A 22,450-nucleotide genomic window follows, 5' to 3' on the forward strand; every position below is an offset into this window, starting at 1 on the left:
GGTGCTCCCGATGTAGAACTCCAGTTAGTCTAACTGGAGTTCTACATCTTTGTCGCTGGTCAGGCGGTTGAGGGCGTCGACAAGTTTGCGCTCCTCGTAGGTGAAGTGCGTTTCGAGGAGTGCCGCCAGCGTGTCCAGCTCCTGCGGGCTCGGCGACTCGCGTACGCGTACGAGGGCGTCGGCGACGATCCGGTGGTCGGCCCGCAGCTCGTCGAGCACCGGCGTGAGTTCCGGGTACTCGGCGGCGAGGGTGGCGAAGACGTCGGCGTCCTCGGCGGTGTGGTGGCGGGTCACCGCCGTGCAGAACGCCGCGCAATGCACTCGCAGATCCGCGGCCGGTACGCGTCCGTCCCGCAGGTCGGCGAGCTGTTCCCGCAGGCGGATGTGGATGTCGATCAACTGGTTGCCGAGGGCGGACAGCCGGCTCGGTGGGGTCATGACGAAAGGTCCCGTCAGGTACCGCGCCTCCATGCCCTCGGCGGACGAGTTGCCGGGTACACCGCGACGCTGCCTGAACCTTACCGCTGTCCGGCTGGCTCTCACCCCCTGACGGGCGTACTCCGGCCGGAGCACTGTCCGGGGTGGATCGTCCGCGCATACTCTGGAGATTCATGCTCTGCTATGTCTCGGGGAGTACGCGTGGACAACCGCCGCGGCCAGGTCGTCACGTTCTACTCCTACAAGGGCGGTGTCGGGCGGACGATGGCGCTGGCCAACGTCGCGTGGATCCTGGCCGCCAACGGCAAGCGCGTCCTGGCCGCCGACTGGGATCTGGAGTCGCCGGGGCTGTACCGGTTCTTCCATCCGTTCCTGGACGCGTACGACCTGGCGGGCACGGGCGGGATCATCGATCTCATCCGGGAGTACGAGTGGGCCGCGACCCGGCGGGTCCCCCGGCGCGAGGACTGGTACGCCGAGTACGCCCGCGTGGCCCGCTGGGCGGTCCCGTTGACGTGGGAGTTCCCGGGCGGGGGCGGGATCGACTTCCTGCCCGCCGGGCGGCAGAACAACGAGTACACGGCGACGCTCAACAACATGGACTGGGACACGTTCCACGATCATCTGGGCGGCGGCCAGTTCCTGGACGCGCTGCGGGCCGACATGAAGGCCGGCTACGACTACGCGCTGATCGACAGCCGGACGGGCTACAGCGACGTGGCCGACATCTGCGCGATCCACCTGCCGGACACGCTGGTCGACTGCTTCACCTACAGCGAGCAGAGCATCGTCGGCGCGGTGAACACCGCCCGGAAGGTGCGGGACCGGTACCGGGCCCGCAACATCCGCGTACTGCCGGTGCCGATGCGGGTCGATCCGGCCGAGAAGGTCAAGGCGGAGATCGCCCGGCAGGTCGCCACGCGCCGGTTCGCCGGCTTCCCCGACCTGCCCGAGCCGGAGCGGTCGGCGTACTGGGCCGAGGTGGGGGTGCCCTACCAGTCGTACTACGCCTTCGAGGAGACCCTGGCCACGTTCGCCGACCGGCCGGGCGAGCCGCGGTCGCTGCTGCGCGCGTACGAGCGGTTGACCGGGCTGGTCAGCCAGGGCGAGGTCGCCGCGCTCCCGCCGATGGACGACGACGCGCGGGTCGCGTACAGCCGGCGGTTCACGCGGCGGTACAGCACCGTCGAGGAGGAGATCGTCCTGCGGTACGAGCCGGCCGACCAGGTGTGGGCCGAGTGGGCCGGGGACCTGCTGCGCTCGGCGGGCGTACGCGTCCACGATCCCCGGGCCGCCGCGACCGGGCGTACGCCGGCCGCCCGCGAACTGATCATCGTGTCGCACGCGGACTGGCCGCGGGACGTCGTGACCGCCGCGCTGCCCGGGCCGGCCGCGTCGCTGCCGTTCATCGTGCACGTCAACCATGCCCGCCCGGCCGGGCCGTATCCGGGGGTCTCCGTCTACGGGCTCGCCCCGCGGGCGGCCGCGGAACGGCTGCTGGTCCTCGTCGGGCACACCGGCGGCCGGCCCGACCCGTTCAGTGCGCGCTATCCCGGGCACGGGCCGGCGGTCTTCGGCGTACCGGGGCGCAATCCGGCGTTCACCGGGCGGGAGAGCGCGCTGGCGACCCTGCGCGACCGGCTGCGGGCCGACGGTCCGGCCGCCGATCAGCCCACCCGGCTCGTCGCCCTCTGCGGGATGGGCGGGGTCGGCAAGACCCAGCTCGCGATCGAGTACGCGCACCGCTTCCGCTCGTCCTACGACGTCGTCTGGTGGATCCGGGCGGAGCCGGCGACCTTCGCGGACGCGGAACTGGCCGACCTCGGTACGCGGCTCGGCGTACCCGGTTCGGAGCAGCGTACGGTCGCGGGGTCGGCCCGGGCCGCCCTCGTCGCCCTGGAAAAGGGGGACTTCGGCCGCTGGCTGCTCATCTTCGACAGCGCCGAGGACGTCGAGCGCATCCGCGACTTCCTGCCCCGCAGCGGCGGCAGCGTCCTGATCACGTCGCGGGCCCGGTCCTGGGCCGAGATCGCGTACACCCTGGGGGTGGATGTCTTCAGCCGCGAGGAGAGCGTGACCCACCTGCGGCAACGAGTCGCGGGGCTGGGGTCGGAGCCGGCGGCGCGGGTGGCCGAGATGCTCGGCGACCTGCCGATCGCGGTGGCGGCGGCGGGCGCGTGGCTCGCGGACTCGGGCGTGCCGGTGGAGTCCTATGTGGCGGAACTTACCCGCGTGGGCCAGGACGACCCCGCGGTGCAGGCCACCTGGGACCTGTCGCTGGAGCGGCTGCGCGGGCGGTCACCCGCCGCGTTCCGCCTGCTCCAGCTGTGCTCGGTGCTCGCGCCCGAGGTCTCGCTCGACCTGGTCTACGGCGACGAGATGGCCGCCGCGCTGCGCCGCGTCGAGGGCGGCTTCGCCTCGCGCATCGGCCGCGGCAAGCTCGTCCAGGAGAACAACCGGCTGGCGCTGCTCAAGGTCGACGCGCAGAGCAACCGCGTCCTGGTCCACCGGCTTCTCCAGCAGGTCGTCCGCGGCCGCATGAGCGCGGCCGAACTGGGCCAGACCCGGCACGAGGCGCACCTGGTGCTGGCGGCGTCGCGGCCCGGCGGCAGCGTCGACGACCCCGAGACCTGGCCGCGCCTGCAACTGCTCTGGCCGCACGTCGCCGCCACCGAGGCGATGACCTGCCCCGACCCCGGCGTACGCGACCTGCTCGTGGACCAGGTCCGCTACCTCTACCTGCGCGGGGATCTCGACGGGGGTGCCCGGCTGGCGGCCCAGGTGATCGCCGAATGGGCCCGGAAACCGGCCGACGAGGTGCTCACCCGGCAGTTGCTGCAGATCCGGTTCAACCTCGCGAACATCCTGCGGCGCCTCGGCCGGTACGCGGAGGCGTACACATTGGACGAGGAGGTGCTGGCCGATCAGGGGCGGCTGTTCGGGGCGGCCGATCCCGACGCCCTCATGACGGCCGGTGGACTCGCCGCCGACCTGCGCGCCCTCGGCCGGTACGCCGATTCGCTGGCCCGCGACGAGGCCACCTACGCCGCCTGGCGCGAGGACTTCGGCGACGATCATCCGCGTACGCTGGTGGCGCTGAACAACCTGGCGTCGGCGTACCGGCTGATGGGAGACTTCCGCGAGGCCCGCGTACGCGACCAGGCGGTGTACAGCCGCTACCGGGTGGTCCTCGGCGACAAGCACCCGAACACCCTGCTCACGGCCTCGAATCTGGCCCGCGACCTGCGCGACGCCGGCGAGTACGCCGACTCGATCGTCCTGCTCGAAAGCGTCATCCGGCTGCTGCAGGAGAACGCCGCCGAAACCGTCCGGGACACGCTCAACGCCCACGCGAACAAGGCCGTCTCGCTGCGCGCCGCGGGGCGGACGGCCGAGGCGGCCCGGCTGCTGGACGACGCGTACGAAGAACTGGACAAGATGTTCGGCCCGACCGCGCCCGACACCCTCGCCTGCCGGATGAGCCGGGCGGCCGCCGTCCTCGCCCTCGGCGAACCGCAACGGGCCGCCGCCGAATTCCGGGCGGTACGCCGCGCGTACGAGGAGACGCTCGGCGCGGACCATCCCCACACCCTGATCTGCCTGAGCAACCTCGCCGCCGCCGAACGTTCCGCCGGCCACCTCGAAACCGCGGCCGAGTACGCGTACCCCGCCGTGGCGGGCCTCGAACGGGTCCTCGGACCGGACCATCCCAGCACCCTGGCGGCCGGCATGAACCAGGCGATCGTGACAGCCGAGAGCGGCGACCCGGACGCCGCCCGGATCCTCCTCGAACCCGCCGCCGTACGCCTCACCGCCCGTCTCGGCGCGGACCACCCCGACGCGATCCGATGCGAGGCCAACCTGGCGATGGTCCGCGACCGGCTCCGCTTCCCCGACGCCGGTACGCGTCTCGACCGCGCGCTCCAACGACTCGCCGACCGTCTCGGCCCGGAGCATCCGACGGTCGAGGCGTTCCGCGCCGGCGCCCACCTCCACCGGGTAGTGGAACCACATCCCCACTAGACCGCCCCAGCCCCCGCTTCACCGTCCACGAGTCCCCGACCCAACCCAACCCGCACGCGAGCCTCCGACCCGCGCCCGAGTCCCCCGACGATTCGGGGCGTCGTCCGTCCCGGGCGTGGCTGGCCTTTGTCGCGACTGTTCGATCTGGGTGCCCAGTGGTGGCCAGCGGGGCGATCGTTTACGGCTCAGGTGTAAAACGGCCGCCGAGTGCATGATCGTTTGCGGTTCTGGAGCACGCTGACCGCCTCCGGCTACACCTGACACGCAAACGATCATGCGGATCGGGCCGGATTTACACCTCACCCGTCATCGATCAAGAAATCGGCGACCCGGGCCCACCTACCGGAAGATCCTTCCCACACCCCGGGAGAAAGCCGACGATCAAGCAGCTCGGGCGTGATCTACAGCGGTAGAGACGTCAAAACCCGCCCCGTATCGGACAGTCGCGACAAAGCCCGGGGGAAGCCGACCGCCTGCTCGCCGCATGACCGCGGCCCGAGTCCGGCGATCTTGCGCGAATGTCCGGGCATTTCGCGTACACCGGACGAAATTCGGGACATTCGCGCAAGATTGTCGGAACACGTGGTCGGATGCTGCACGGGTGCCGGGGTGGGGCGGGGGTGGGTGCCGGGTCAGATCTGGAATTGGTGGGTGCCGGCTGTCAGCCATCCCAGCAGGTCGGGGAGGACCTCGACCGCGCCGAAGTGGGCCATCGCCGGTTGTACCTGCACCTTCGCCCCGGGGATGTGCTCGGCGAGCCAGCGCGTGTGGCTGACCGGCGAGAACGTGTCGTCGGCTCCGTGCCAGAGCAGGACCTCGCCCTTGACGTCGCCCAGCCGGAAACCCCATGGGCTGCGCAGGGCGAACACGTCGTCGATCCAGCCGTAGGGGCCTTCGCGGAGCGCTTCGGCGTACGTCTCGGTGAGCAGTTTGCGCAGCGCCATGTCGCCGACGACGCGCAGGTCCGCCGCGCTCAGGCTGGCCAGCATGTCCTCGAGCATGTTGTCGGGGTCGCGCCGGATGCGGTCGGCCCGGATGCGCAGTTGTTCGGCGAGGCGTACGCCGTCCGCGTCGGCCACGTTGTAGTCGGCGACGTTGCCGGAGGTCATGCCGCCGAACCAGTCGAGGTCGTCCGCGTCCGAGGGGGCGACGCTGACCAGGGCCGCCGTACGCGTGACCGCCGGGAGCAGGGCTGCGCAGGCGAGCGCGTGGGGTGCGCCGCCGGACCGGCCGACGACGGCGAACCGCTCGATGCCGAGGGCCTGGGCGATGGCGAGCACGTCGCCGGCGGCGTCGGCCACGCTGCGCCCCTTGTGGCGGGTGGATCCGCCGTAGCCGGGCCGGTCGTAGGCGATCAGCTGTACGCCGAGCCGGTAGAGCACGCTGCCGCGGGGCTTGGGTCCGTTGCGGCTGCCGGGCTGGCCGTGCAGGAGGAAGACCGGCGATCCGCTGAGCGCTCCGGTGACGCAGTATCGCAGCGTACGGCCGTCGGGGGTGACGACCTCCCCGTCCTTCGATTGTTGCTGGAGCACTTCCAGCCCTCCCGCGCCGGCCGGGGCGGGCGTCCCCGTCCAGGGTAGTCACAGGCGGGCGCGGCGCCCCGGCGTCGGAGCGCACAAGCCCGCCTACCTGGAGGATATACGGGTCGTGACCGCCGACACCACACTTTAGCCCCGAAGGGCGTCGATATCCGACGATGGCCATTGTGGACGTCCACTGTGTCCCGGGGTGGCCCGCCGGGTGCCGGATGCGCCCCGCCGTGTTCCCGGACGCGCCCTGGCGCCCCGTTGTCGCCGCCGGTCATCGCCGTCCCTTTTCGTGATGTATGTCCGTTCAGTGGCCGGTTTTATCGGCCGAACGGGTGGTACGCATCGACCCCATCACGGAGTGTGATCAGAACGGGAAAATGTGTCATGATTCCAAAAACCTGCCTAGAACCGCAATTGGTGCAAAGGTAGCGAGCAACCGGGGGGTGCATGTCCAACCGAGCAGTGCTGACCGCCTACGCCGTGTGGATGTCGCTCCTCACGGCGGCCTTCTACGCGCTGCCCTCCTGGCACATCGCGACCTGGGGGCTGCTGACGGTCAGCAGCGCGTTCGCGATCGTCTACGGGGTGCACCGGTACCGGCCCCGATGGCGGGCGCCCTGGTGGTGGCTGGCCGCGGGAGTGCTGTGCTTCGGGGCGGGCGACACCGCGTACAACGTGATCGTGCAGGTGGGCAGCGATCCGAACCCGTTCCCGTCCGTCGCCGACCTGCTGTACCTGGCCATGTACGGGCTGACCGCGGTCGGCATCGTCGGCCTCTCCCGGGCCGGTGCGGCCAGCCGGAACAGGGCGGTGGCCCTCGACGCGACGATCTTCACGGTCGGCATCGGCATGCTCTGCTGGATGTTCCTCATCGCCCCGCGGCTCACCGAGCCCGGTCACAGCCTGCTCGAACGGGCGATCTCCGTGGCGTACCCGCTGGGGGACGTGCTGCTGGTGGCGGTCGCGCTCCGGCTCGTCTTCGTGGCCCGGGCGACCCCTACTGTGCTGCTGCTGGCGGTCGGCGCCTTCGGCACGCTCGTCGCGGACGTGCTCTACGGGCTCATCCAGATCAACGCGGAGTGGAGCGTCGGCGGGCCGGTCGACCTGGGCTGGATCGTGTTCTACGCCTGCTGGGGCGCGGCCGCCCTGCACCCGTCGATGCGCATGCTCACCGAGCCGCGGGTGGTCCGGCCCCGTGACATGGGCGTCGCCCACCAGGTGCTGCTCACGCTGTTCCTGCTGATCCCGCTGACCGTGCTGTTCTTCGTCTCGGCCCGGGGCTACGGCGTCTACCCGGTCGTCATCGACGTGTTCGTCGCCGTGATCTTCATGCTCGTGCTGATCCGGCTGTTCGGCGTGATCAACAGCTACCGCGGGAGCATTCTGCGCGGCCGCGGGCTGCGGGAGGCCAACGCGGCGTTGCTGTCGGCCACCGACGCCGGCGGGGTCGCCGAGGCGCTGCGGACCGCCACCGCCCAGCTGCTGCCCGAAGGTACGCCGCACCGCGTACTCGTGATCATGAACGATGGGACCGTTCCGGAGCTGTTCGAGGGGCGGCCGGCCACCGGGCTGCGGCTCTGCTACACGCGTACGCTGCACATCGCGATCGCGGGCCAGCTCGGCGGGTTCGAGATCGCGCTGGTGTGCCCGCTGGCCCTGGCCGACCGGCCGTCCGGCGACCCGCACATCGGGGTGGTGCTCATCGCGGCGGACGAGGTGTCGCTGGGCTACCTGCAGACGCCGATGGAGCTGCTGGCCGCGCAGGCCGCCCTGGCCCTGGAGCGGATCTCGCTCGGCAGCGAGATCGCCCGGCGCAACAGCGAGCAGTACTTCCGCACCCTCGTGCAGAACACGACCGATGTCATCCTCATCGTCGAACCCGACGGCCGCCGCATCCGGTACGCGAGCCCGTCCGCGCGTACCGTGCTGGGCCTGGAGGCGACGGGACACGATCTCGGCGCGCTGCTGGGGCTGACGCCCGACTGCCTGGCGAAGCTGGCCCGCGGCGACGAGGAGCTGGAGTGGGCGATCGTGCGGCACGGCGGCGAGGAGGTCCAGCTGGAGATCGCCGGCCGCGACCTGCGCGAGGACGCGACGGTCCGGGGCCTGGTGCTCACCATCCGGGACGTGACCGACCAGCGGCAGCTGCGTGAGGAGCTGGAGTACCAGGCGTTCCACGACGGCCTGACCGGGCTGCCCAACCGGACCCGGTTCACCGAGCGCATCCGCGACGTCGTCGGGCGGGTACGCGACAGCGGCGGCGTCCTCGGCGTCCTCTTCCTCGACCTCGACGACTTCAAGGTCGTCAACGACACGTTCGGGCACGAGTACGGCGACCTGCTCCTGCACGCGGTGAGCCGGCGGCTGCTCGGCGTGCTGCGGCCGGAGGACACCGCCGCCCGGCTCGGTGGCGACGAGTTCGCCGTGCTCATCGCGGGGGCACCGGACGGGGCCGTGGTGGAGGGGGTCGCCGAGCGGATCGTCGGCGCGCTGTCGGAGCCCTTCGCGATCGGCGAGCGGACGGTGTCCGGCCTGGCCAGCATCGGCGTGGTCGTCGGCGACGGCGAAGAATCCTCCGAGGAGCTGCTGCGCCGGGCGGACCTCGCGCTCTACGTGGCCAAGAACGCCGGCAAGGGCCAGTGGCGGCGCTACGAGCCGACCCTGCACACCGACATGGTCCGGCGGCTCGAACTGCGGGCCGAGCTCGACCAGGCCATCACCCACGGCGACCTGCGGCTGGAGTTCCAGCCGATCGTGGCCCTGCGCAGCGGCCGGACGACCGGTTTCGAGGCGCTCGTACGCTGGGAGCACCCGACGCGCGGCACCTTGAAGCCCGACCAGTTCATCGACGTCGCGGAGGAGTCGGGCCTGATCGTGCCGATGGGGGAGTGGGTGATGCGCTCCGCCCTCGCCGCCGCCGCCCGCTGGCAGGCCGTCTGCGCCGGATCCAGCCCCTACATCAGCATCAACGTCTCGGTACGCCAGTTCCGGGCGCCCGGCTTCGTGGCGAGCGTACGCGACGGGCTGCGGGCCGCCGGGCTGGCCGCCGACCGCCTGATGGTCGAGATCACCGAGAGCCTCCTGCTGCGCGACGACGACGCCGTCTGGGACGACCTGGTCGAGCTGCGCCGGCTCGGCGTACGCGTCGCGATCGACGATTTCGGCACGGGCTACTCGTCGCTGAGCTACCTGCGGCACGTCCCGCTCGACGCGTTGAAGATCGACCGGCTGTTCACCAGCACGATCGCGACCTCGGCGAAGCAGGCCGCCCTGGTCGACGGCATCGTGCGCCTGGCGCAGACGCTGGGGCTGGACGTCATCGCCGAGGGGATCGAGCGCGAGGCCGAACGCGACCTGCTGAGCCGCTTCGGCTGCCAGTACGGCCAGGGCTTCCTCTACGCGCGTCCGCTCGGTCCGGCGGAGGCGCTCGCCTGGATCGAGCCGCCGGCTACTCCCGTTCCGGCGGGGTCTCTGCCAGCAGGTCAAGTACCAGCGCGGCCGTCCAGCTGAAGTCCGGCGTACCGATGCCCTCGCCGGTGTCGGGCTGGAAGTACTCGAAGCAGCCCGACCGCTCGACCAGGTCCAGCATCGCCGTGCGCAGGCGGTCGGCGCGGTCGGCGTACCCGTGGGTGGCCAGCCCCCGCCACAGCAGCCAGTTGATGTTGATCCAGACCGGCCCGCGCCAGTAGCGCAGCGTGTCGAAGTCCGCCGCCGTCCGGTCGTAGCTCGGCACCGGCAGCCCGAAACGCGCCGACTCCGCGACCGCGACCAGGCTTTCCGCGACCTCGCCGGGCAGCCCGGCCAGGATCAGCGGCACCAGCCCGTTCACGCAGCGAGCCTTCGACAGTTCCCCTGTACGCACATCGCGCGTGTGGAATTGTCCGGTTTCACGGTCGTACAGGTGCCCGACGAGCGCCTCGGTGATCGCCGCGGCCCGTTCGAGATGCGGGGCGGGGTCGGCGCCGACCACGGTCGCGATCTCGGCCAGCGCGGCCTCGGCGGCCGCGGTCAGCGCGTTGAACGCCGGGCACTCCACGACGAACGGATGCGTCTCGGCCAGGTCGAAGTCGCGGTACCCGGCGTCGCGGTAGCTCTCGGCGAGCCCGATGTAGCGCGCGTAGTCGGCATTGGTCGGCCGGTGGCTCGCGACCGCCTTGCTCGTGTCCCGCCGCTCGTACCGGGCGAGCACCTCCGGATCGGCCGGTACGCGGGCCAGCGCGGCGTCCCAGGACGGGCTGTTGTCGAGGCCGGACTCCCACGGGTGCACGATGCTGACCAGGCCGAGCCCGCCGGCGTCCCGGTGCTTGAGCAGGTACTCCTGCTGGGCGACCAGGGCCGGGTACAGCTCGCGCAGCCGGTCGGCGGCCGGGCTTACCCGGTGCAGGTGCAGGGCGGCCAGGGCGTGCACGGGCGGCTGGACGATCCCCGTCGTGCGTACGCTCCGCCCGTCCTGGCGCACCGGCGGGACCTCCCAGAACGCCGGGCCCGGGAAGTAGTCCTTCTCGGCGACGCCCGGATCGAACACGATGTGCGGTACGCGTCCGTCCGGCCACTGGGCGGCGAACAGGCTCGCCAGGTCGTGCCAGCCGCGCTCGGGGGCGACGTGGGCCAGCCCTATCCCGATGAACGCGGCGTCCCAGCTCCACTGGTGCGGATACAGCGTCCGGGACGGGACCATGTGATCGCCTGTCCAGTTGCGGTTCAGCACGGCTTCGGCGGTGGATGTGAGACGTCGGTACGGGCTGCGTGCGTGGTCCATTCGCGCAATCGTTCCCAAAGGCGGCGCGCTTAACCACTAGCCGCGCTGGTGGTGTTGCTGGCGATTCGTGTGGGAATAACCCCGCCAAACCGGTGACTCCCGCGATGATTGCTGACAGGAGGTGGCCCGTGTCGATCGGTCAGGGCGCGATAAAGGTGACGTTCGCGTACCCGTCCTTCGGCGGTGGATACGCCGACAGCTCGCCCCGGCTGACGATCGACGGGATCGAGCAGCCCGTCCGAGCCTGGGGCAGCCACGTCCTGCCGGTGGCGGCCGGCCCGCACACGCTGCGGATACTCGTGGACACGCCCGGCGGCGACTCGTTCGGACTCGCCGAGGCGCCCGTGACGGTGGGGCTGGGCGACCAGGTCGCGGTCGACTACCGGGCGCCGCGTTTCCACGGCGCCCGCGGCCGCATCAGGGTCAAGCGCTAATCCTGGCGGAAGCCGTCGCGGAAACGGCGGAAGAAGCCGCCCTCCATCGGCAGCGGCTTGGCCGGCGGCGGCGCCTCCCGACGCTGGCGCGCCACCGGCTGGTCGTAGTCCGTGCGGGCGATCGCGTCGATGACCTGCGCCTCGGTGAAGGTCTCCGACCCCTCGATCATCGGGACGAACCCCACCAGCATCCCGTCCCGCATGACCTGCGCCTCCAGGCCTGCGGTCCCGTCGGTGTCCCACAGCGCCTCGCGCCCGTCCGGCAGATTCACGCGTACGCCTGGCTGGGCGTACCCGCCACCGAGGGCGATGTGCGCCGGGACGCCCCGGTCACGCAGTGCGTCGACTACTCTTCGGGCCCGGTTCTCATCCATGCTCACAGAAGATATCCCGGCCGGCTGGACTTCAGCTGGATAACGAAGGGCGACACATGGGTCTCGCGGTGCAGATTCCGGACAGGGCGCGCGTCGTGGTCGTCGGCGGCGGCATCATCGGCACGTCGGTCGCGTACCACCTGGGCAAGCTCGGCTGGACCGACGTCGTGCTGCTCGAACGCGACCGGCTCACCTCGGGCACGACCTGGCACGCGGCCGGTCTGATGGTCACGTTCGGCTCGCTCTCGGAGACCTCCACCGAGATGCGCAAGTACAGCCGCGACCTGTACGCGTCCCTCGAAGCGGAGACGGGCCTCGCCACGGGGCTGCGCCAGTGCGGCTTCATCGAGGTGGCCGCCGACGAGGGGCGGCTGGAGGAGTACCGGCGGGTCGCCGCGTTCAACCGGCTGTGCGGCATCGACGTGCACGAGATCTCGCCCCGCGAGGTGAAGGAGCTGTTCCCGCTCGCGTACACCGACGATCTGCTGGCCGGCTTCTACGTCGCCGAGGACGGCCGGGTCAATCCGGTCGACGTGACGATGTCCCTGGCCAAAGGCGTACGCCAGCAGGGCGTCAAGATCCTCGAAGGGGTGCCGGTCACCGGCTTCCTGACCGCGAAGGGGGCCGTCACCGGTGTGCGTACGCCGCTCGGCGACATCGAGGCCGAGTACGTGGTGAACTGCGCCGGCATGTGGGCCCGGCAACTGGGGGAGCTTGCGGGCGTGAACATCCCGCTCCAGGCGGCCGAGCACTACTACCTGATCACCGAGCCGATCGACGGCGTACACCGGGACCTGCCCGTCCTGGAGGATCCCGGTTCGTACGGCTACTACCGCGAGGAGGGCACCGGCCTGATGGTCGGCCTCTTCGAGGGGCAGGCGGCGCCTTGGAAGGTCGGCGGGATCCCGCCGGACTTCTCCTTCGGCGAGCTGCCCCCGGACTGGGAGCGGATGACGCCGTACCTGGAGAAGGCCATGGCGCGCATTCCGATCACCGTGGACAGCGGCGTGCGCAAGTTCTTCTGCGGCCCCGAGAGCTTCACCCCCGACCTGGCCCCGATCGTCGGCGAGGCGCCCGAACTGCGCAACTACTTCGTCGCCGCCGGGCTCAACTCGATCGGCATCCTCACCGGCGGCGGCCTCGGTCGCGCCGTGGCCCAATGGATCGTCGACGGCCGCCCCGACATCGACGTCACCGGGATCAACATCGATCGGCTGCACCCGTATCAGCGCAATCCGAAGTACCGCGCGGCGCGTACCGTCGAGGCTCTGGGCATGGTCTATCAGACCCACTTCCCGGGGCGTTCGATGCAGAGCGCGCGGGGTGTGAAGCGCTCGCCGGTGCATGCGCGGCTGGTGGAACTGGGCGCCTATTTCCGCGACGTCAGCGGCTGGGAAGGCGCGGACTGGTACGCGCCCGCGGGCGTCGAGCCGGTGGTGGAAGAGCTGACCTGGGGACGGCAGAACTGGTTCCCGTACTGGGCGCAGGAGCATCGCGCGGCGCGCGAGGACGTCATCGTCATGGACATGTCGTTCATGTCGAAGTTCCTGGTCCAGGGCCCCGACGCGGGCCGGGAACTGGAATTCCTGAGCGCGAACCGCGTCGACGGCGAGCCGGGCCGCATCACCTATACGCAATGGCTGGGCGAGGACGGCAGAATCGAGGCCGACCTGACGGTGTCCAAGCTGGACGATGAGCGCTTTCTCGTCGTCGCCTCGGACACGGCGCACGGCCACGTCCTCGCCCGGCTGCGCCGCCGCCTGCCGTACGCCGTCACCGACGTGACCGACGGCTACGCCCAGCTCAACGTGCAGGGCCCGCGCTCGCGCGAACTGCTGTCGGCGCTGACCTCGGCGGACCTGTCGAACGAGGCCTTCCCGTTCCGCACGGTACGCGAGATCGACCTCGGCTACGCCCGCGTCCTCTGCGTACGCATCACCTACCTGGGCGAACTCGGCTACGAGCTGTACATCCCGACGTCGCAGGCGCTGGACGTGTGGGACCGGCTCGTCGCGGCGGGCGCGCGGCCGGCCGGGCTGAAGGCGCTGGCCAGCCTGCGGATGGAGAAGGGCTACCGCGACTACGGCCACGACATCGACAACACCGACGGGGTCGACGAGGCCGGTCTCGGCTTCGCCGTGGACCTCTCGTCGGACTTCGTCGGCCGGGACGCCGTCATCGCCGCGCGGGCGGCGGGACCCTTGCGGCGGCGGCTGGTCCAGGTGCTGGTCAAGGACCCGACTCCGCTCCTTTTCCACGGCGAGGTCGTTCGCCGCGACGGGATCCCCGTCGGCTACATCCGCGCGGCGTCCTACGGTTTCACGCTCGGGGGAGCGGTCGGGCTGGCCATGGTCTCCGACGGATCGTCCGCTGTGGACGGAGCGTTCGTCGGTTCAGGCGAGTGGACGGTCGAGATCGCGGGTGCGGTCTACCCGGCGGAGGCGTCCCTGCGGCCCTTCTACGACCCGACGAACGCGCGCATCCGCAGTTGATCTCCCGATGTACACGGGAGGGGTGTTTCGCGCGCTTTGAAACACCCCTCCGGTGCACATGGCCAAGATCGCGCGGGTGGGTCGCCGGTCGCATTCGGACAATCTTCGTCAGTGCGCGCCTTCGCCGCACTCGCCGCCGGGTCGTATCTTGACTGTTGTCTATTAGGCAATAAGGTTACCTATTATTGTCCGCACCCCCGGAGGCATCTCCCATGCCCGCTCCCAGGCTGTTCGCGCGCGCGGGCGGCATCGTGCTGCTCGGCGCCGCCCTCCTCGCCGCACCACCGACCGCCCAGGCCGCCACCCCCTCCGCCCTGACCGACGTGGTGCCGGTGCCCGCATCGGTCACCGCGACCGGCACGACCTTCACCCTGACCTCCACCGCCGCGATCTTCGCCGATGCGGGCGCGAGCGGGGTCGCGAACTCCCTCGCGGCGATCCTGCGCCCCTCCACCGGGTACGCGCTGCCGGTGCAGACCGCGTCCGGAACGCCGGCGTCCGGCATCTCGCTGCTGTTGAGCGGGGCCGACAGCAGCGTGGGAGCGCAGGGCTACCAACTCGACACCGACGCGGCCAAGGTCGTGCTGCGCGCGCAGACGGCGGCCGGGTTGTTCGCGGGCGTACAGACGTTGCGGCAGATCCTCCCGGCGCAGATCGAGGCGGCGACCGTCCAGTCCGGACCGTGGACCGCCCCGGGTACGCACATCGTCGACCATCCGCGGTTCGCGTACCGGGGGGCGATGCTGGACACCGGACGGCACTTCTTCCCCGTGGCGACCGTGAAGCGGTACATCGACGAGCTGGCGCTTTACAAGGTCAACTACCTGCACCTGCACCTGTCCGACGACCAGGGCTGGCGCATCGTGGTCGACGCCTGGCCGCGGCTGGCCACCTACGGCGGCAGTACGCAGGTCGGCGGCGGCGCGGGCGGCTACTACACGAAGGCCGACTACACCGACCTGGTCGCGTACGCGGCCGCGCGTTTCATCACCGTCGTCCCGGAGATCGACATGCCGGGGCACACCAACGCGGCGCTCGCCTCCTATGGGGAGCTGACCTGCAACGGGGTCGCGCCGGCGCTGTACACCGGGACCGACGTCGGCTTCAGTTCCCTGTGCACGTCGAAGGACAGCGTCTACACCTTCGTGAACAACGTGCTGACCGAACTGGCCGCGATCACGCCCGGGGCGTACCTGCACATCGGCGGGGACGAGGCGAGCACACTGTCGACGTCGCAGTACACCACCTTCGTCAACCGGGTGCAGCCGATGGTCCCGGCGCTCGGCAAGACCGTCATCGGCTGGCATCAGATCGCGCAGGGGCAGGCGTCGCCGGGACGCGTACTCCAGTTCTGGGACACGACCACGTCGGACGCGAGCGTCACGGCGGCCGTCAACGCGGGGGCGAAGGTGCTGATGTCCCCGGCGAACAAGGCGTACCTGGACATGAAGTACACCAACGCGACCCCGCTGGGACAGGACTGGGCGGGCCTGATCGAGGTGCAGACCGCGTACGGGTGGAATCCGGGGACCTATCTCAGCGGGGTGGCCGAGGCGTCGGTGCTCGGCGTGGAGGCTCCGCTGTGGACGGAGACCATCGTGACGCTGGACAACATCGAGTACATGGCGTTCCCGCGCCTGCCGGCCATCGCGGAGCTGGGCTGGTCCCCCTGGAGCACGCACGACTGGAACGTCTTCAAGACGCGGCTCGGCGCGCAGGCGCCGCGCTGGGGGATCATGGGGATCGACTTCTACCGGTCGCCGCAGGTGCCGTGGCGCGCGGCGGGCAGCCGGTACGAGGCGGAGAACGCGACGCTGGTCAACGCGTCGGTGGCGACCAACCACACCGGGTACAGCGGTAGCGGATTCGTCGACTACGTGAACGCGACCGGCGGCTACGTGGAGTTCACGGTGAGCAGCGCGACCGCGCGGACGGCGACGGTCACCTTCCGGTACGCCAACGGCACGACCGCGAACCGGGCGATGACGGTCCGGCTCAACGGGACGGTGGTGTCGTCGGCACTGGCGTTCAACGGAACCGGATCATGGGACACCTGGCAGAACCAGACGCTGTCGGTGAACCTGGTCGCCGGAACGAACACGATCCGGGCGACGGCGAACACCACCACCGGCGGCCCCAACCTCGACTACGCCGACATCCCGTAACCCACCCTCCCGCCGCCCCGCCGCCCTTGCCCGCCGCGGGTCGCCGACCCCCGACGATCTTGCGCGAATGTCTCAAATTCCGCGGCGTTTGTCCGGAAAGCCCGGACATTCGCGCAAGATCGTCGGAAAACGGAGGGATCGCCGGAAGCGGAGGGTGGGTCAGGAGGGGGTGGGGGCGGCGGGGGAGGCGGGGGCGGGCTGGTTCTGGCCGGGCGGCTGCATCGGGAACTGGCGCTGCCGGCGCGGCCGGATCTGCGGCGGCTGCTGCTGGTACACCTTCTCGGGACCGTAGCCGGGGCGGCCGTGGCCGCCGCGGCCGTCGTGCCCGTGGCCGCCGGTGACGTGGCCGATGAACAGGCCGCCGAGGCCGCCGATCAGGCAGCCGAGCAGCAGCCCGACCACGCCGACGAGGAGGAACGGCAGCGGACGCCGGGCGAAGACCCGTCCGCGCGGGGCGGGCGGAGCGGTGACCGGGGCGGTGGCGCTGACCGAGGCGGGAGCCGGGGCCGGCACGGGTGCGACAGGTTCGGGAGCCGGTACCGGCTCGGTAGGTGGGTCGACGTCAGCCATGTCAGCACTGTGTGCCCGCTACCTCAAAACTCCCTGAGAATCGGGCACCAGGGTACTGGCAGGTCAGCGTACGGTGGCGGGATGAGCGTCAGCGTCGTGCGGACCGGGCCGGTGACGACCGTGATCCTCGACCGGCCGGCGGTGCGTAACGCCGTCGACGGCCCGACCGCCACCGCGCTCGCCGGCGCGTTCCGGGAGTTCGCGGCCGATCCCGAGGCGGCCGTCGCCGTCCTGTGGGGCGCCGGCGGTACTTTCTGCTCCGGCGCGGACCTGCACGCCGTGGGTACGCCGGACGGCAATCTCGTCACCGGTGACGGCGACGGCCCGATGGGTCCGACGCGGCACCACCCCGGCAAGCCGGTGATCGCGGCCATCAGCGGGTACGCCGTCGCGGGCGGCCTGGAACTCGCGCTCTGGTGCGATCTGCGGATCGCCGAGGAGGACGCGACGCTGGGCGTGTTCAGCCGCCGGTGGGGCGTGCCGCTGATCGACGGCGGGACCGTGCGGCTGCCGAGGATCGTGGGCGCGGGGCGGGCCGCCGACCTGATCCTCACCGGCCGGCCCGTCGACGCCGCGGAGGCGTACGCGATCGGGCTCGTCAACCGGGTCGTGCCCCGCGGAACGGCCCGGGAGAAGGCGGAGGAGCTGGCGCATCAGCTGGCGGCGCTGCCCCAGGACGGCCTGCGCAACGATCTGATGGCGCTGCGGGCGGCCGAGGGCCTCGACGATTCGGCCGCGCTCGCCGTCGAACTCCACCATGGACGCCGATCACTCGATGCGATGGCCGGCGGGCTGGCGCGCTTCCGCTCCGGGCAGGGCCGGCACGGAGCGCCCTGACGCCGGTTCCAGAATGGACGGCCGGGCCGCATGATGGACTGATGTTTCTCTGGGGCGCATCCACGGCGGCATACCAGGTCGAGGGCGGCAACACCAACGCGGACGTGTGGGCGCTGGAGCACCTGGCGCGCACCGCGTACCGGGAACCGAGCGGGGACGCCTGCGACTTCCACACCCGTTTCGCGGCCGACCTCGCGCTGCTCGCCGCGCTCGGCCTCAACGCCTTCCGGTTCAGCGTCGAATGGTCACGCGTCGAGCCCGCGCCCGGCGAGTACTCCGCCGCCGCGCTCGCGCACTACTCGCGCATCGTGGACACCTGCCTCGGCCTCGGCCTCACTCCCGTCGTCACCCTCCACCACACCACCACGCCGCAGTGGCTGGTGCGCGCGGGCGGCTGGCGGTCCGCGTCCACGCCGGCCGTCTTCTCCGGGTACGCGCAGCGCATCGCGGCCGCCCTCGGGGACCGGATCGGCTACCTGTGCACGATCAACGAGGCGAACACGCCCGCGCAGGTCGCGTACGACGGGCCGGATCCGCGCTGGGAGCCGATGCTGGCCGATGCGCGGGCGTACTTCGGCGTGGACCCGGCGGCGGGTGTCGGCACCTTCGTGGCCGCGGGCGACGAGACGACCATCGCGACGGTGGCCGAGGCGCATCGCCGGGCGGTGGCGGCCGTGCACGAGACCCGTCCCGGGCTGCCGGTGGGAGTGACGCTGGCGATCCCGGCGGTGTCCGCTGTGGACGGCGGTGAGGAAGCCGCCGAACGCTACGTCGAGCAGGTCCTCCACCGCCCCCTCCGCGAGATGGGTACGGTCGGCGACTTCGTCGGCGTCCAGAACTACACCGGGCTGGTCTTCGGGCCGGACGGCGTACGCCCCGGCGGCGACGACCTGACCGACATCGGGATGGCGCTGGTCCCGGGTTCGCTGGCCGACGCGTGCCGCCGCGCGTACGCGGTGACGGGCAAACCGCTGCTGGTCACCGAGCACGGCGCCGACCTGGACGACAGCCAGGACCACCGGCGGGCGGCGTTCATCCCGGCGGCCCTGGCGGAACTCGGCCAGGCGATCGCGGACGGTGTGGACGTCCGGGGCTACCTGCACTGGAGCCTGCTCGACAACTACGAGTGGATGCTCGGCTACACCGCCTTCTTCGGCCTCGTCGGCGTCGACCGGCGTACGCTGCGTCGGCGGGTGCGGCCGAGCGCGCTCGTGCTGGGCGGACTCGCCCGTCGTGGACTTCCGGGAGCATGACCTTGTCTCGTTCGTTTCCGCGGGTCACCGCGATCGTGTTCGTGCTGACCGCGGTGCCGAGCCTGCTGCAGTTCGCGTACCCGGCGCTGGAGACGAATCTGCGGCGCGATCCGGCCCTCATCGGCGACGGGCAGGTGTGGCGGCTGTTCACCTCGCCGTTCGTCCAGGACGGCGGGGTCGCCGGGACGATCAGCAACCTGCTGTTCCTGCTGTTCCTCGGCACGCTGGCGGAACGGACGGTCGGCCCCCGCCGGTGGCTGCTGTTCTACGTCAGCGGGATCGCGCTCGGGCAGGTCGGCGGCATCCTCTTCGACTACGTGGGGGCCGGCAACTCGATAGGACTGGCCGGGTTGGCGGGCGGCACCGCCGTGGCCGCGTGGCGGGGCCGTGATCCGCTCGCGGCTGCCGTCGGCACGCTGTACGCCGTCCTGACCGCCGGGTCGGTCGTCGACACCACCTGGTCCTATGCCGGCGCGGCGATCCTGGGCGGGCTGGGCATCGGGCTGCGGAACCGAGCGCCCCGGTACGCGTACGCCATGGTGGTGTTCCTGGTGGGAGTGGGGCTGAGCGTGGCGGCGGACCTGCACGGGCCGGCGCTGCTGGGTGGGCTCGTGGCGGGAGCGGCGGTCTACGCCAGGTCGAGCGAGTAGCCGTCGCCGGTGCGCCGGAAGCCGAGGCGGCCGTAGTAGGGCGCGACCATGTGCGGCGGTGTGCGCAGCGTGCGGAAGCCGCGGCCGGTGAACAGCGCGGTCTGCCGGTAGACGAACTCGCCGGGGGTGAAGTCGCGGAAGCGCTGGGTGACGTAGTCCAGCTCGATCTGCGCGACGCCGCCGCCCGCGTCGCGCAGCAGCACCACCCCGACGGTCTCGTCCCCCCGCACGACCAGGTACGCGATCTCGTCGCCGGTACGCCGGAAGCCGGGGTTGAACTTCTCGATGTCGCGGGCGTGGACGGCGAGCATGTGGCCGAGATACTGATCGCCGGGCGCCACCTCGACCACCGCGTACGCCGTCTCGTCATGGCGGGTGCGCTGCAGGTGGACGAGGAAGTAGATGTTGATGACGGCCAGGACGACGTTGAGCCCGACCATCGGCCAGACCTCCCGCGCCCAGTTGTAGCCGATCAGCACCACGCAGCCGACCAGGTTGATCGCCCGCAGCCGCAGGATGCGGGTCTGGAGCAGGGACCACACGAGCAGGGCCGAACCCGCCCAGCCGATCGCGTCGAGCCACGTCATGCCTGAGATCATGCCCCTTCCACCCGGCTCGGGCGCGCTCTAGGCTTCCGGCATGTCCCCTCTGCGCAGGCGGCCGCTCGACCTGGTATTGGTGATCTTCTTCGCGGTGAACCTGCTCGTGGTGACGTACATGATCGATCTGGAACAGATCGTCATCGCCGATCCGGGGGCGTTCACCTATCCGGTGTGGCCACCCGCGCCCGTCATCGACCTCGTGCACTGGTACGGGCGTGCCTACGATCCGCTGCTGATGGCACGGCCGGCGTTCTGGCGGATGACGATCTGGATCGACGTCCTCGGCTTCGGCCCGTTCTACGCCTGCGCGATCTACGCGTTCGTGCGGCGGCGGAACTGGATACGCGTACCGGCCCTGGTGTGGAGCGGGCTGATGCTGGCCAACGTGCTGATCATCCTGATGGAGGAGCGGTACGGGATCCACTCGGCGCCGTCCTTCGGGCGGGTGCTGGCCGCCAACGCGGTCTGGCTGCTCATGCCGCTGGTCGTGATCTTCCGGATGCGCCGGGAGCCGTTCCCCGTGGATCCGATTCCCCGGGAGGCGCTCCCGTGAGTTTCGTCGAGCGGTACGGGGCGTGGGCGGTCGTCGCCGGTGCGTCGGAAGGGATCGGGGCGGCTTTCGCCCGGCACCTGTACGGCCAGGGGCTGGGGGTGGTCCTGGTCGGCCGCCGGAAGGAAGCGCTGTCAGCCTTCGCCGCGACTCTCACGCCGCCCGGCGGGGCCTCGCCCGCCTCGCCCGCCTCGCCCGCCTCGCCCGCCTCCGGCGGGGCCGGCGGGGCTGCCCAAGATCCGGTTTGGATCAGGGATCGCCACGTAATCTTGGGCCAAGATTCGGGTGATTTCCCTGATCCAAACGGGATCTTGGGGCCGGGGCCGGGACTGGGGCTGGGGCCGGACTCGGGGTACGGGCAGGGGCAGGGGCGGGTGCGGGTGGTGGTCGCGGATCTGGCGACCGATGCCGGGCTCGCCGCGTTGTTCGAGGCGACCGGCGACCTGGAAGTCGGGATGGTCGTGGCGAACGCCGCGCTCTCGCCGATCGGGCCGTTCGTCCGGGCCGCCGAGGACGACCTGCTGCGCGCCCTCGACCTCAACGCGCGGGCACCCATGCGGCTGGCCCGGCACTACCTTCCGGCCATGGCCGACCGGCGCCGCGGTGGTTTCGTCGTCATGTCCTCGCTCGCCGGCCAGCAGGGCTCCCCGGGCCTCGCCGCGTACGCGGGCACGAAAGCGTTCGGCGCGGTGCTGGCCGAGAGCCTGTGGGCGGAGCTGCGGCCCAGCGGGGTCGACGTGCTGGCCTGTGTCGCCGGTGCGGTGGCGACGCCCGGACTCGCGCAGACCGCGGCGAAACGGGCGCCGGGTACGGTCAGCCCCGAAACCGTTGTCGCGGCGGCCTTCCGGGCGCTCGGCAAGCGGCCGGTGACCGTCCCGGGTGGACTGATGCGCTGGTCGTCGGCGTTCATGCGGCGGGTGCTGCCGAGGCGTACGGCGGTCACGATCATGGGGAACGCTTCGAAGGACGTCCTCGGCTGATCCTCCGGCCGTCAGGCGTTCACGCGCTCGGGTGCAGTTTGCGCCACGCGCGGCGCATCCCGGTCAGCCAGCGGTCGGGATCCGTCGCCCGGTGCTGCGCGTACGCGGCCACCTGGGGGTGGGGGAGGATCAGGAAACGGCCCTCCGCGATCGCCGCCAACGTCGCGTCCGCGACCTCCTCGGGCGAGATCAGCGACCCCGCCGCCAGGGTCGAGGAGTCCGCCGGCGCGTCCGCCAGCATCGCCGTCCGCACACCCTGCGGGCACAGGCAGGAGAACCCCACACCCGAGTCCCCGTACCGGATCGCGAGCCACTCCGCGATCGCCACCGAGCCGTGCTTCGTCGTCGCGTACGCGGCCACGTCCATCTCGGTCAGCAGCCCCGCCGCCGAGGCCGTCACCAGGAAATGCCCGCGTCCCCTGGCCGCCATGCGCGGCAGCGCGGTCCGCGCGGCATAGACGTGCGCCATCACGTGTACGCCGAAGGCCAGCTGCCATTCGGCATCCGAGCCGAGTCCGGGCGCGGTCGCCACCCCGGCGTTGGAAGCCCAGAACCCGATCGGGCCGACCTCGTTCTCGACCCGCTCGACGACGGCGGCGACCGCGGTCTCGTCCGTCACGTCGAGGGCCAGCCCGAGATGCCCGGCGCCCAGCCTCGCGGCGGCCTCCTCGGCCCGCCCCGCGTGCAGATCGGCGAGCACGACCCGGTCGCCGCGGGCGGCCAGCCGTTGCGCGAGCGCGTACCCGATGCCACCGGCCCCGCCGGTGATGACCGCGACGTCATCCATCGGGCGA

17 protein-coding genes and 1 pseudogene are annotated in these 22,450 nt (G+C 71.3%); 11 read left to right on the plus strand and 7 right to left on the minus strand.

The features are described from left to right. Positions 1-24: 24 nt before the first annotated feature. Positions 25-438, minus strand: a complete 414-nt coding sequence (locus G401_RS0125620) for a hemerythrin domain-containing protein (RefSeq protein ID WP_027344719.1) — start codon at positions 436-438, stop codon at positions 25-27. 201 nt (positions 439-639) lie between these two features. On the opposite strand from G401_RS0125620, the gene fxsT reads away from it, so the two are divergent. Next, positions 640-4,461 (plus strand): FxSxx-COOH system tetratricopeptide repeat protein, encoded by a 3,822-nt coding sequence (gene fxsT, locus G401_RS0125625; protein WP_027344720.1) that lies wholly within the window; start codon positions 640-642, stop codon positions 4,459-4,461. 632 nt (positions 4,462-5,093) lie between these two features. On the opposite strand, the gene G401_RS48405 is transcribed toward fxsT, so the two are convergent. After that, positions 5,094-5,993: an alpha/beta fold hydrolase gene (locus tag G401_RS48405; RefSeq protein WP_034593116.1), complete on the minus strand. Its 900-nt coding sequence runs from the start codon at positions 5,991-5,993 to the stop codon at positions 5,094-5,096. Positions 5,994-6,437: 444 nt separating this feature from the next. Between G401_RS48405 and G401_RS48410 the strand changes: the two genes are divergently transcribed. Beyond that, positions 6,438-9,500, plus strand: a complete 3,063-nt coding sequence (locus G401_RS48410; protein WP_157546319.1) for a putative bifunctional diguanylate cyclase/phosphodiesterase — start codon at positions 6,438-6,440, stop codon at positions 9,498-9,500. Here the strand turns inward: G401_RS48410 and G401_RS0125640 are convergent. Beyond that, entirely contained in the window at positions 9,439-10,749 is a 1,311-nt protein-coding gene (locus G401_RS0125640; RefSeq protein ID WP_027344721.1) for an MGH1-like glycoside hydrolase domain-containing protein, read from the minus strand. The two genes, G401_RS48410 and G401_RS0125640, sit on opposite strands and share 62 nt — an antisense overlap. Before the next feature lie 128 nt (positions 10,750-10,877). On the opposite strand from G401_RS0125640, the gene G401_RS0125645 reads away from it, so the two are divergent. Beyond that, entirely contained in the window at positions 10,878-11,183 is a 306-nt protein-coding gene (locus tag G401_RS0125645) for a hypothetical protein (RefSeq protein ID WP_027344722.1), read from the plus strand. Here G401_RS0125645 and G401_RS0125650 read toward each other — a convergent pair. Continuing rightward, positions 11,180-11,557, minus strand: coding sequence for a hypothetical protein (locus tag G401_RS0125650; RefSeq protein ID WP_027344723.1), 378 nt, complete (start codon positions 11,555-11,557; stop codon positions 11,180-11,182). The two genes, G401_RS0125645 and G401_RS0125650, sit on opposite strands and share 4 nt — an antisense overlap. A gap of 56 nt (positions 11,558-11,613) precedes the next feature. Here G401_RS0125650 and G401_RS0125655 point away from each other — a divergent pair, with 56 nt between their 5' ends. Further along, entirely contained in the window at positions 11,614-14,049 is a 2,436-nt protein-coding gene (locus G401_RS0125655; RefSeq protein ID WP_027344724.1) for a GcvT family protein, read from the plus strand. Between the two features lie 212 nt (positions 14,050-14,261). Continuing rightward, complete coding sequence (locus G401_RS48415) at positions 14,262-16,214, plus strand: family 20 glycosylhydrolase (RefSeq protein ID WP_051367151.1); 1,953 nt, start codon at positions 14,262-14,264, stop codon at positions 16,212-16,214. A 159-nt stretch (positions 16,215-16,373) separates the two neighbouring features. On the opposite strand, the gene G401_RS57225 is transcribed toward G401_RS48415, so the two are convergent. Next, positions 16,374-16,784: a hypothetical protein gene (locus tag G401_RS57225; RefSeq protein ID WP_084557597.1), complete on the minus strand. Its 411-nt coding sequence runs from the start codon at positions 16,782-16,784 to the stop codon at positions 16,374-16,376. An 81-nt stretch (positions 16,785-16,865) separates the two neighbouring features. Here G401_RS57225 and G401_RS0125670 point away from each other — a divergent pair, with 81 nt between their 5' ends. The 3 genes from G401_RS0125670 to G401_RS53325 are packed head-to-tail and all read left to right on the plus strand — an operon-like array spanning position 16,866 to position 19,524. Then, positions 16,866-17,621 carry a crotonase/enoyl-CoA hydratase family protein gene (locus G401_RS0125670; RefSeq protein WP_027344726.1) on the plus strand — a complete coding sequence of 252 codons (756 nt, stop codon included), beginning with the start codon at positions 16,866-16,868 and terminating at the stop codon, positions 17,619-17,621. Positions 17,622-17,662: 41 nt separating this feature from the next. Beyond that, positions 17,663-18,874: a family 1 glycosylhydrolase gene (locus G401_RS0125675; RefSeq protein ID WP_034593119.1), complete on the plus strand. Its 1,212-nt coding sequence runs from the start codon at positions 17,663-17,665 to the stop codon at positions 18,872-18,874. After that, positions 18,871-19,524: a rhomboid family intramembrane serine protease gene (locus tag G401_RS53325; protein ID WP_051367152.1), complete on the plus strand. Its 654-nt coding sequence runs from the start codon at positions 18,871-18,873 to the stop codon at positions 19,522-19,524. The genes G401_RS0125675 and G401_RS53325 overlap by 4 nt, the downstream gene beginning before the upstream one ends. Here the strand turns inward: G401_RS53325 and G401_RS0125685 are convergent. After that, positions 19,503-20,111 carry a hypothetical protein gene (locus G401_RS0125685; protein ID WP_027344728.1) on the minus strand — a complete coding sequence of 203 codons (609 nt, stop codon included), beginning with the start codon at positions 20,109-20,111 and terminating at the stop codon, positions 19,503-19,505. The two genes, G401_RS53325 and G401_RS0125685, sit on opposite strands and share 22 nt — an antisense overlap. 52 nt (positions 20,112-20,163) lie before the next feature. Between G401_RS0125685 and G401_RS0125690 the strand changes: the two genes are divergently transcribed. The 3 genes and pseudogenes from G401_RS0125690 (at position 20,164) to G401_RS57900 (ending at position 21,656) form a co-directional block, all read left to right on the plus strand. Continuing rightward, the gene (locus G401_RS0125690; protein ID WP_084557599.1) at positions 20,164-20,679 is read left to right on the plus strand and encodes an EXPERA domain-containing protein; all 516 of its coding nucleotides are present in this window, start codon (positions 20,164-20,166) and stop codon (positions 20,677-20,679) included. After that, positions 20,676-20,819 (plus strand): annotated as a pseudogene (locus tag G401_RS58645) (SDR family NAD(P)-dependent oxidoreductase); the annotation flags it as partial. The gene G401_RS0125690 and the pseudogene G401_RS58645, both read left to right, overlap by 4 nt. Positions 20,820-21,050: 231 nt before the next feature. After that, complete coding sequence (locus G401_RS57900; protein WP_051367153.1) at positions 21,051-21,656, plus strand: SDR family NAD(P)-dependent oxidoreductase; 606 nt, start codon at positions 21,051-21,053, stop codon at positions 21,654-21,656. A gap of 19 nt (positions 21,657-21,675) precedes the next feature. On the opposite strand, the gene G401_RS0125700 is transcribed toward G401_RS57900, so the two are convergent. Next, positions 21,676-22,443 (minus strand): SDR family NAD(P)-dependent oxidoreductase, encoded by a 768-nt coding sequence (locus G401_RS0125700; protein WP_027344731.1) that lies wholly within the window; start codon positions 22,441-22,443, stop codon positions 21,676-21,678. Positions 22,444-22,450 lie beyond the last annotated feature (7 nt).

It is taken from the genome of Hamadaea tsunoensis DSM 44101, assembly GCF_000428945.1.
Taxonomy (GTDB): Bacteria; Actinomycetota; Actinomycetes; order Mycobacteriales; family Micromonosporaceae; genus Hamadaea; species Hamadaea tsunoensis.

Excerpts from the sequence above, each read along its gene's own strand:
- G401_RS0125655 (WP_027344724.1), top strand. The coding sequence starts at position 11,614 with ATGGGTCTCGCGGTGCAGATTCCGGACAGGGCGCGCGTCGTGGTCGTC.
- G401_RS0125690 (WP_084557599.1), top strand. The coding sequence starts at position 20,164 with ATGTCCCCTCTGCGCAGGCGGCCGCTCGACCTGGTATTGGTGATCTTC.
- G401_RS0125650 (WP_027344723.1), bottom strand. The coding sequence starts at position 11,557 with ATGGATGAGAACCGGGCCCGAAGAGTAGTCGACGCACTGCGTGACCGG.
- G401_RS0125620 (WP_027344719.1), bottom strand. The coding sequence starts at position 438 with ATGACCCCACCGAGCCGGCTGTCCGCCCTCGGCAACCAGTTGATCGAC.
- G401_RS0125675 (WP_034593119.1), top strand. The coding sequence starts at position 17,663 with ATGTTTCTCTGGGGCGCATCCACGGCGGCATACCAGGTCGAGGGCGGC.
- G401_RS48415 (WP_051367151.1), top strand. The coding sequence starts at position 14,262 with ATGCCCGCTCCCAGGCTGTTCGCGCGCGCGGGCGGCATCGTGCTGCTC.
- G401_RS0125685 (WP_027344728.1), bottom strand. The coding sequence starts at position 20,111 with ATGACGTGGCTCGACGCGATCGGCTGGGCGGGTTCGGCCCTGCTCGTG.
- G401_RS0125700 (WP_027344731.1), bottom strand. The coding sequence starts at position 22,443 with ATGGATGACGTCGCGGTCATCACCGGCGGGGCCGGTGGCATCGGGTAC.
- G401_RS48410 (WP_157546319.1), top strand. The coding sequence starts at position 6,438 with ATGTCCAACCGAGCAGTGCTGACCGCCTACGCCGTGTGGATGTCGCTC.
- G401_RS0125670 (WP_027344726.1), top strand. The coding sequence starts at position 16,866 with ATGAGCGTCAGCGTCGTGCGGACCGGGCCGGTGACGACCGTGATCCTC.
- G401_RS57225 (WP_084557597.1), bottom strand. The coding sequence starts at position 16,784 with ATGGCTGACGTCGACCCACCTACCGAGCCGGTACCGGCTCCCGAACCT.
- G401_RS0125640 (WP_027344721.1), bottom strand. The coding sequence starts at position 10,749 with ATGGACCACGCACGCAGCCCGTACCGACGTCTCACATCCACCGCCGAA.
- G401_RS53325 (WP_051367152.1), top strand. The coding sequence starts at position 18,871 with ATGACCTTGTCTCGTTCGTTTCCGCGGGTCACCGCGATCGTGTTCGTG.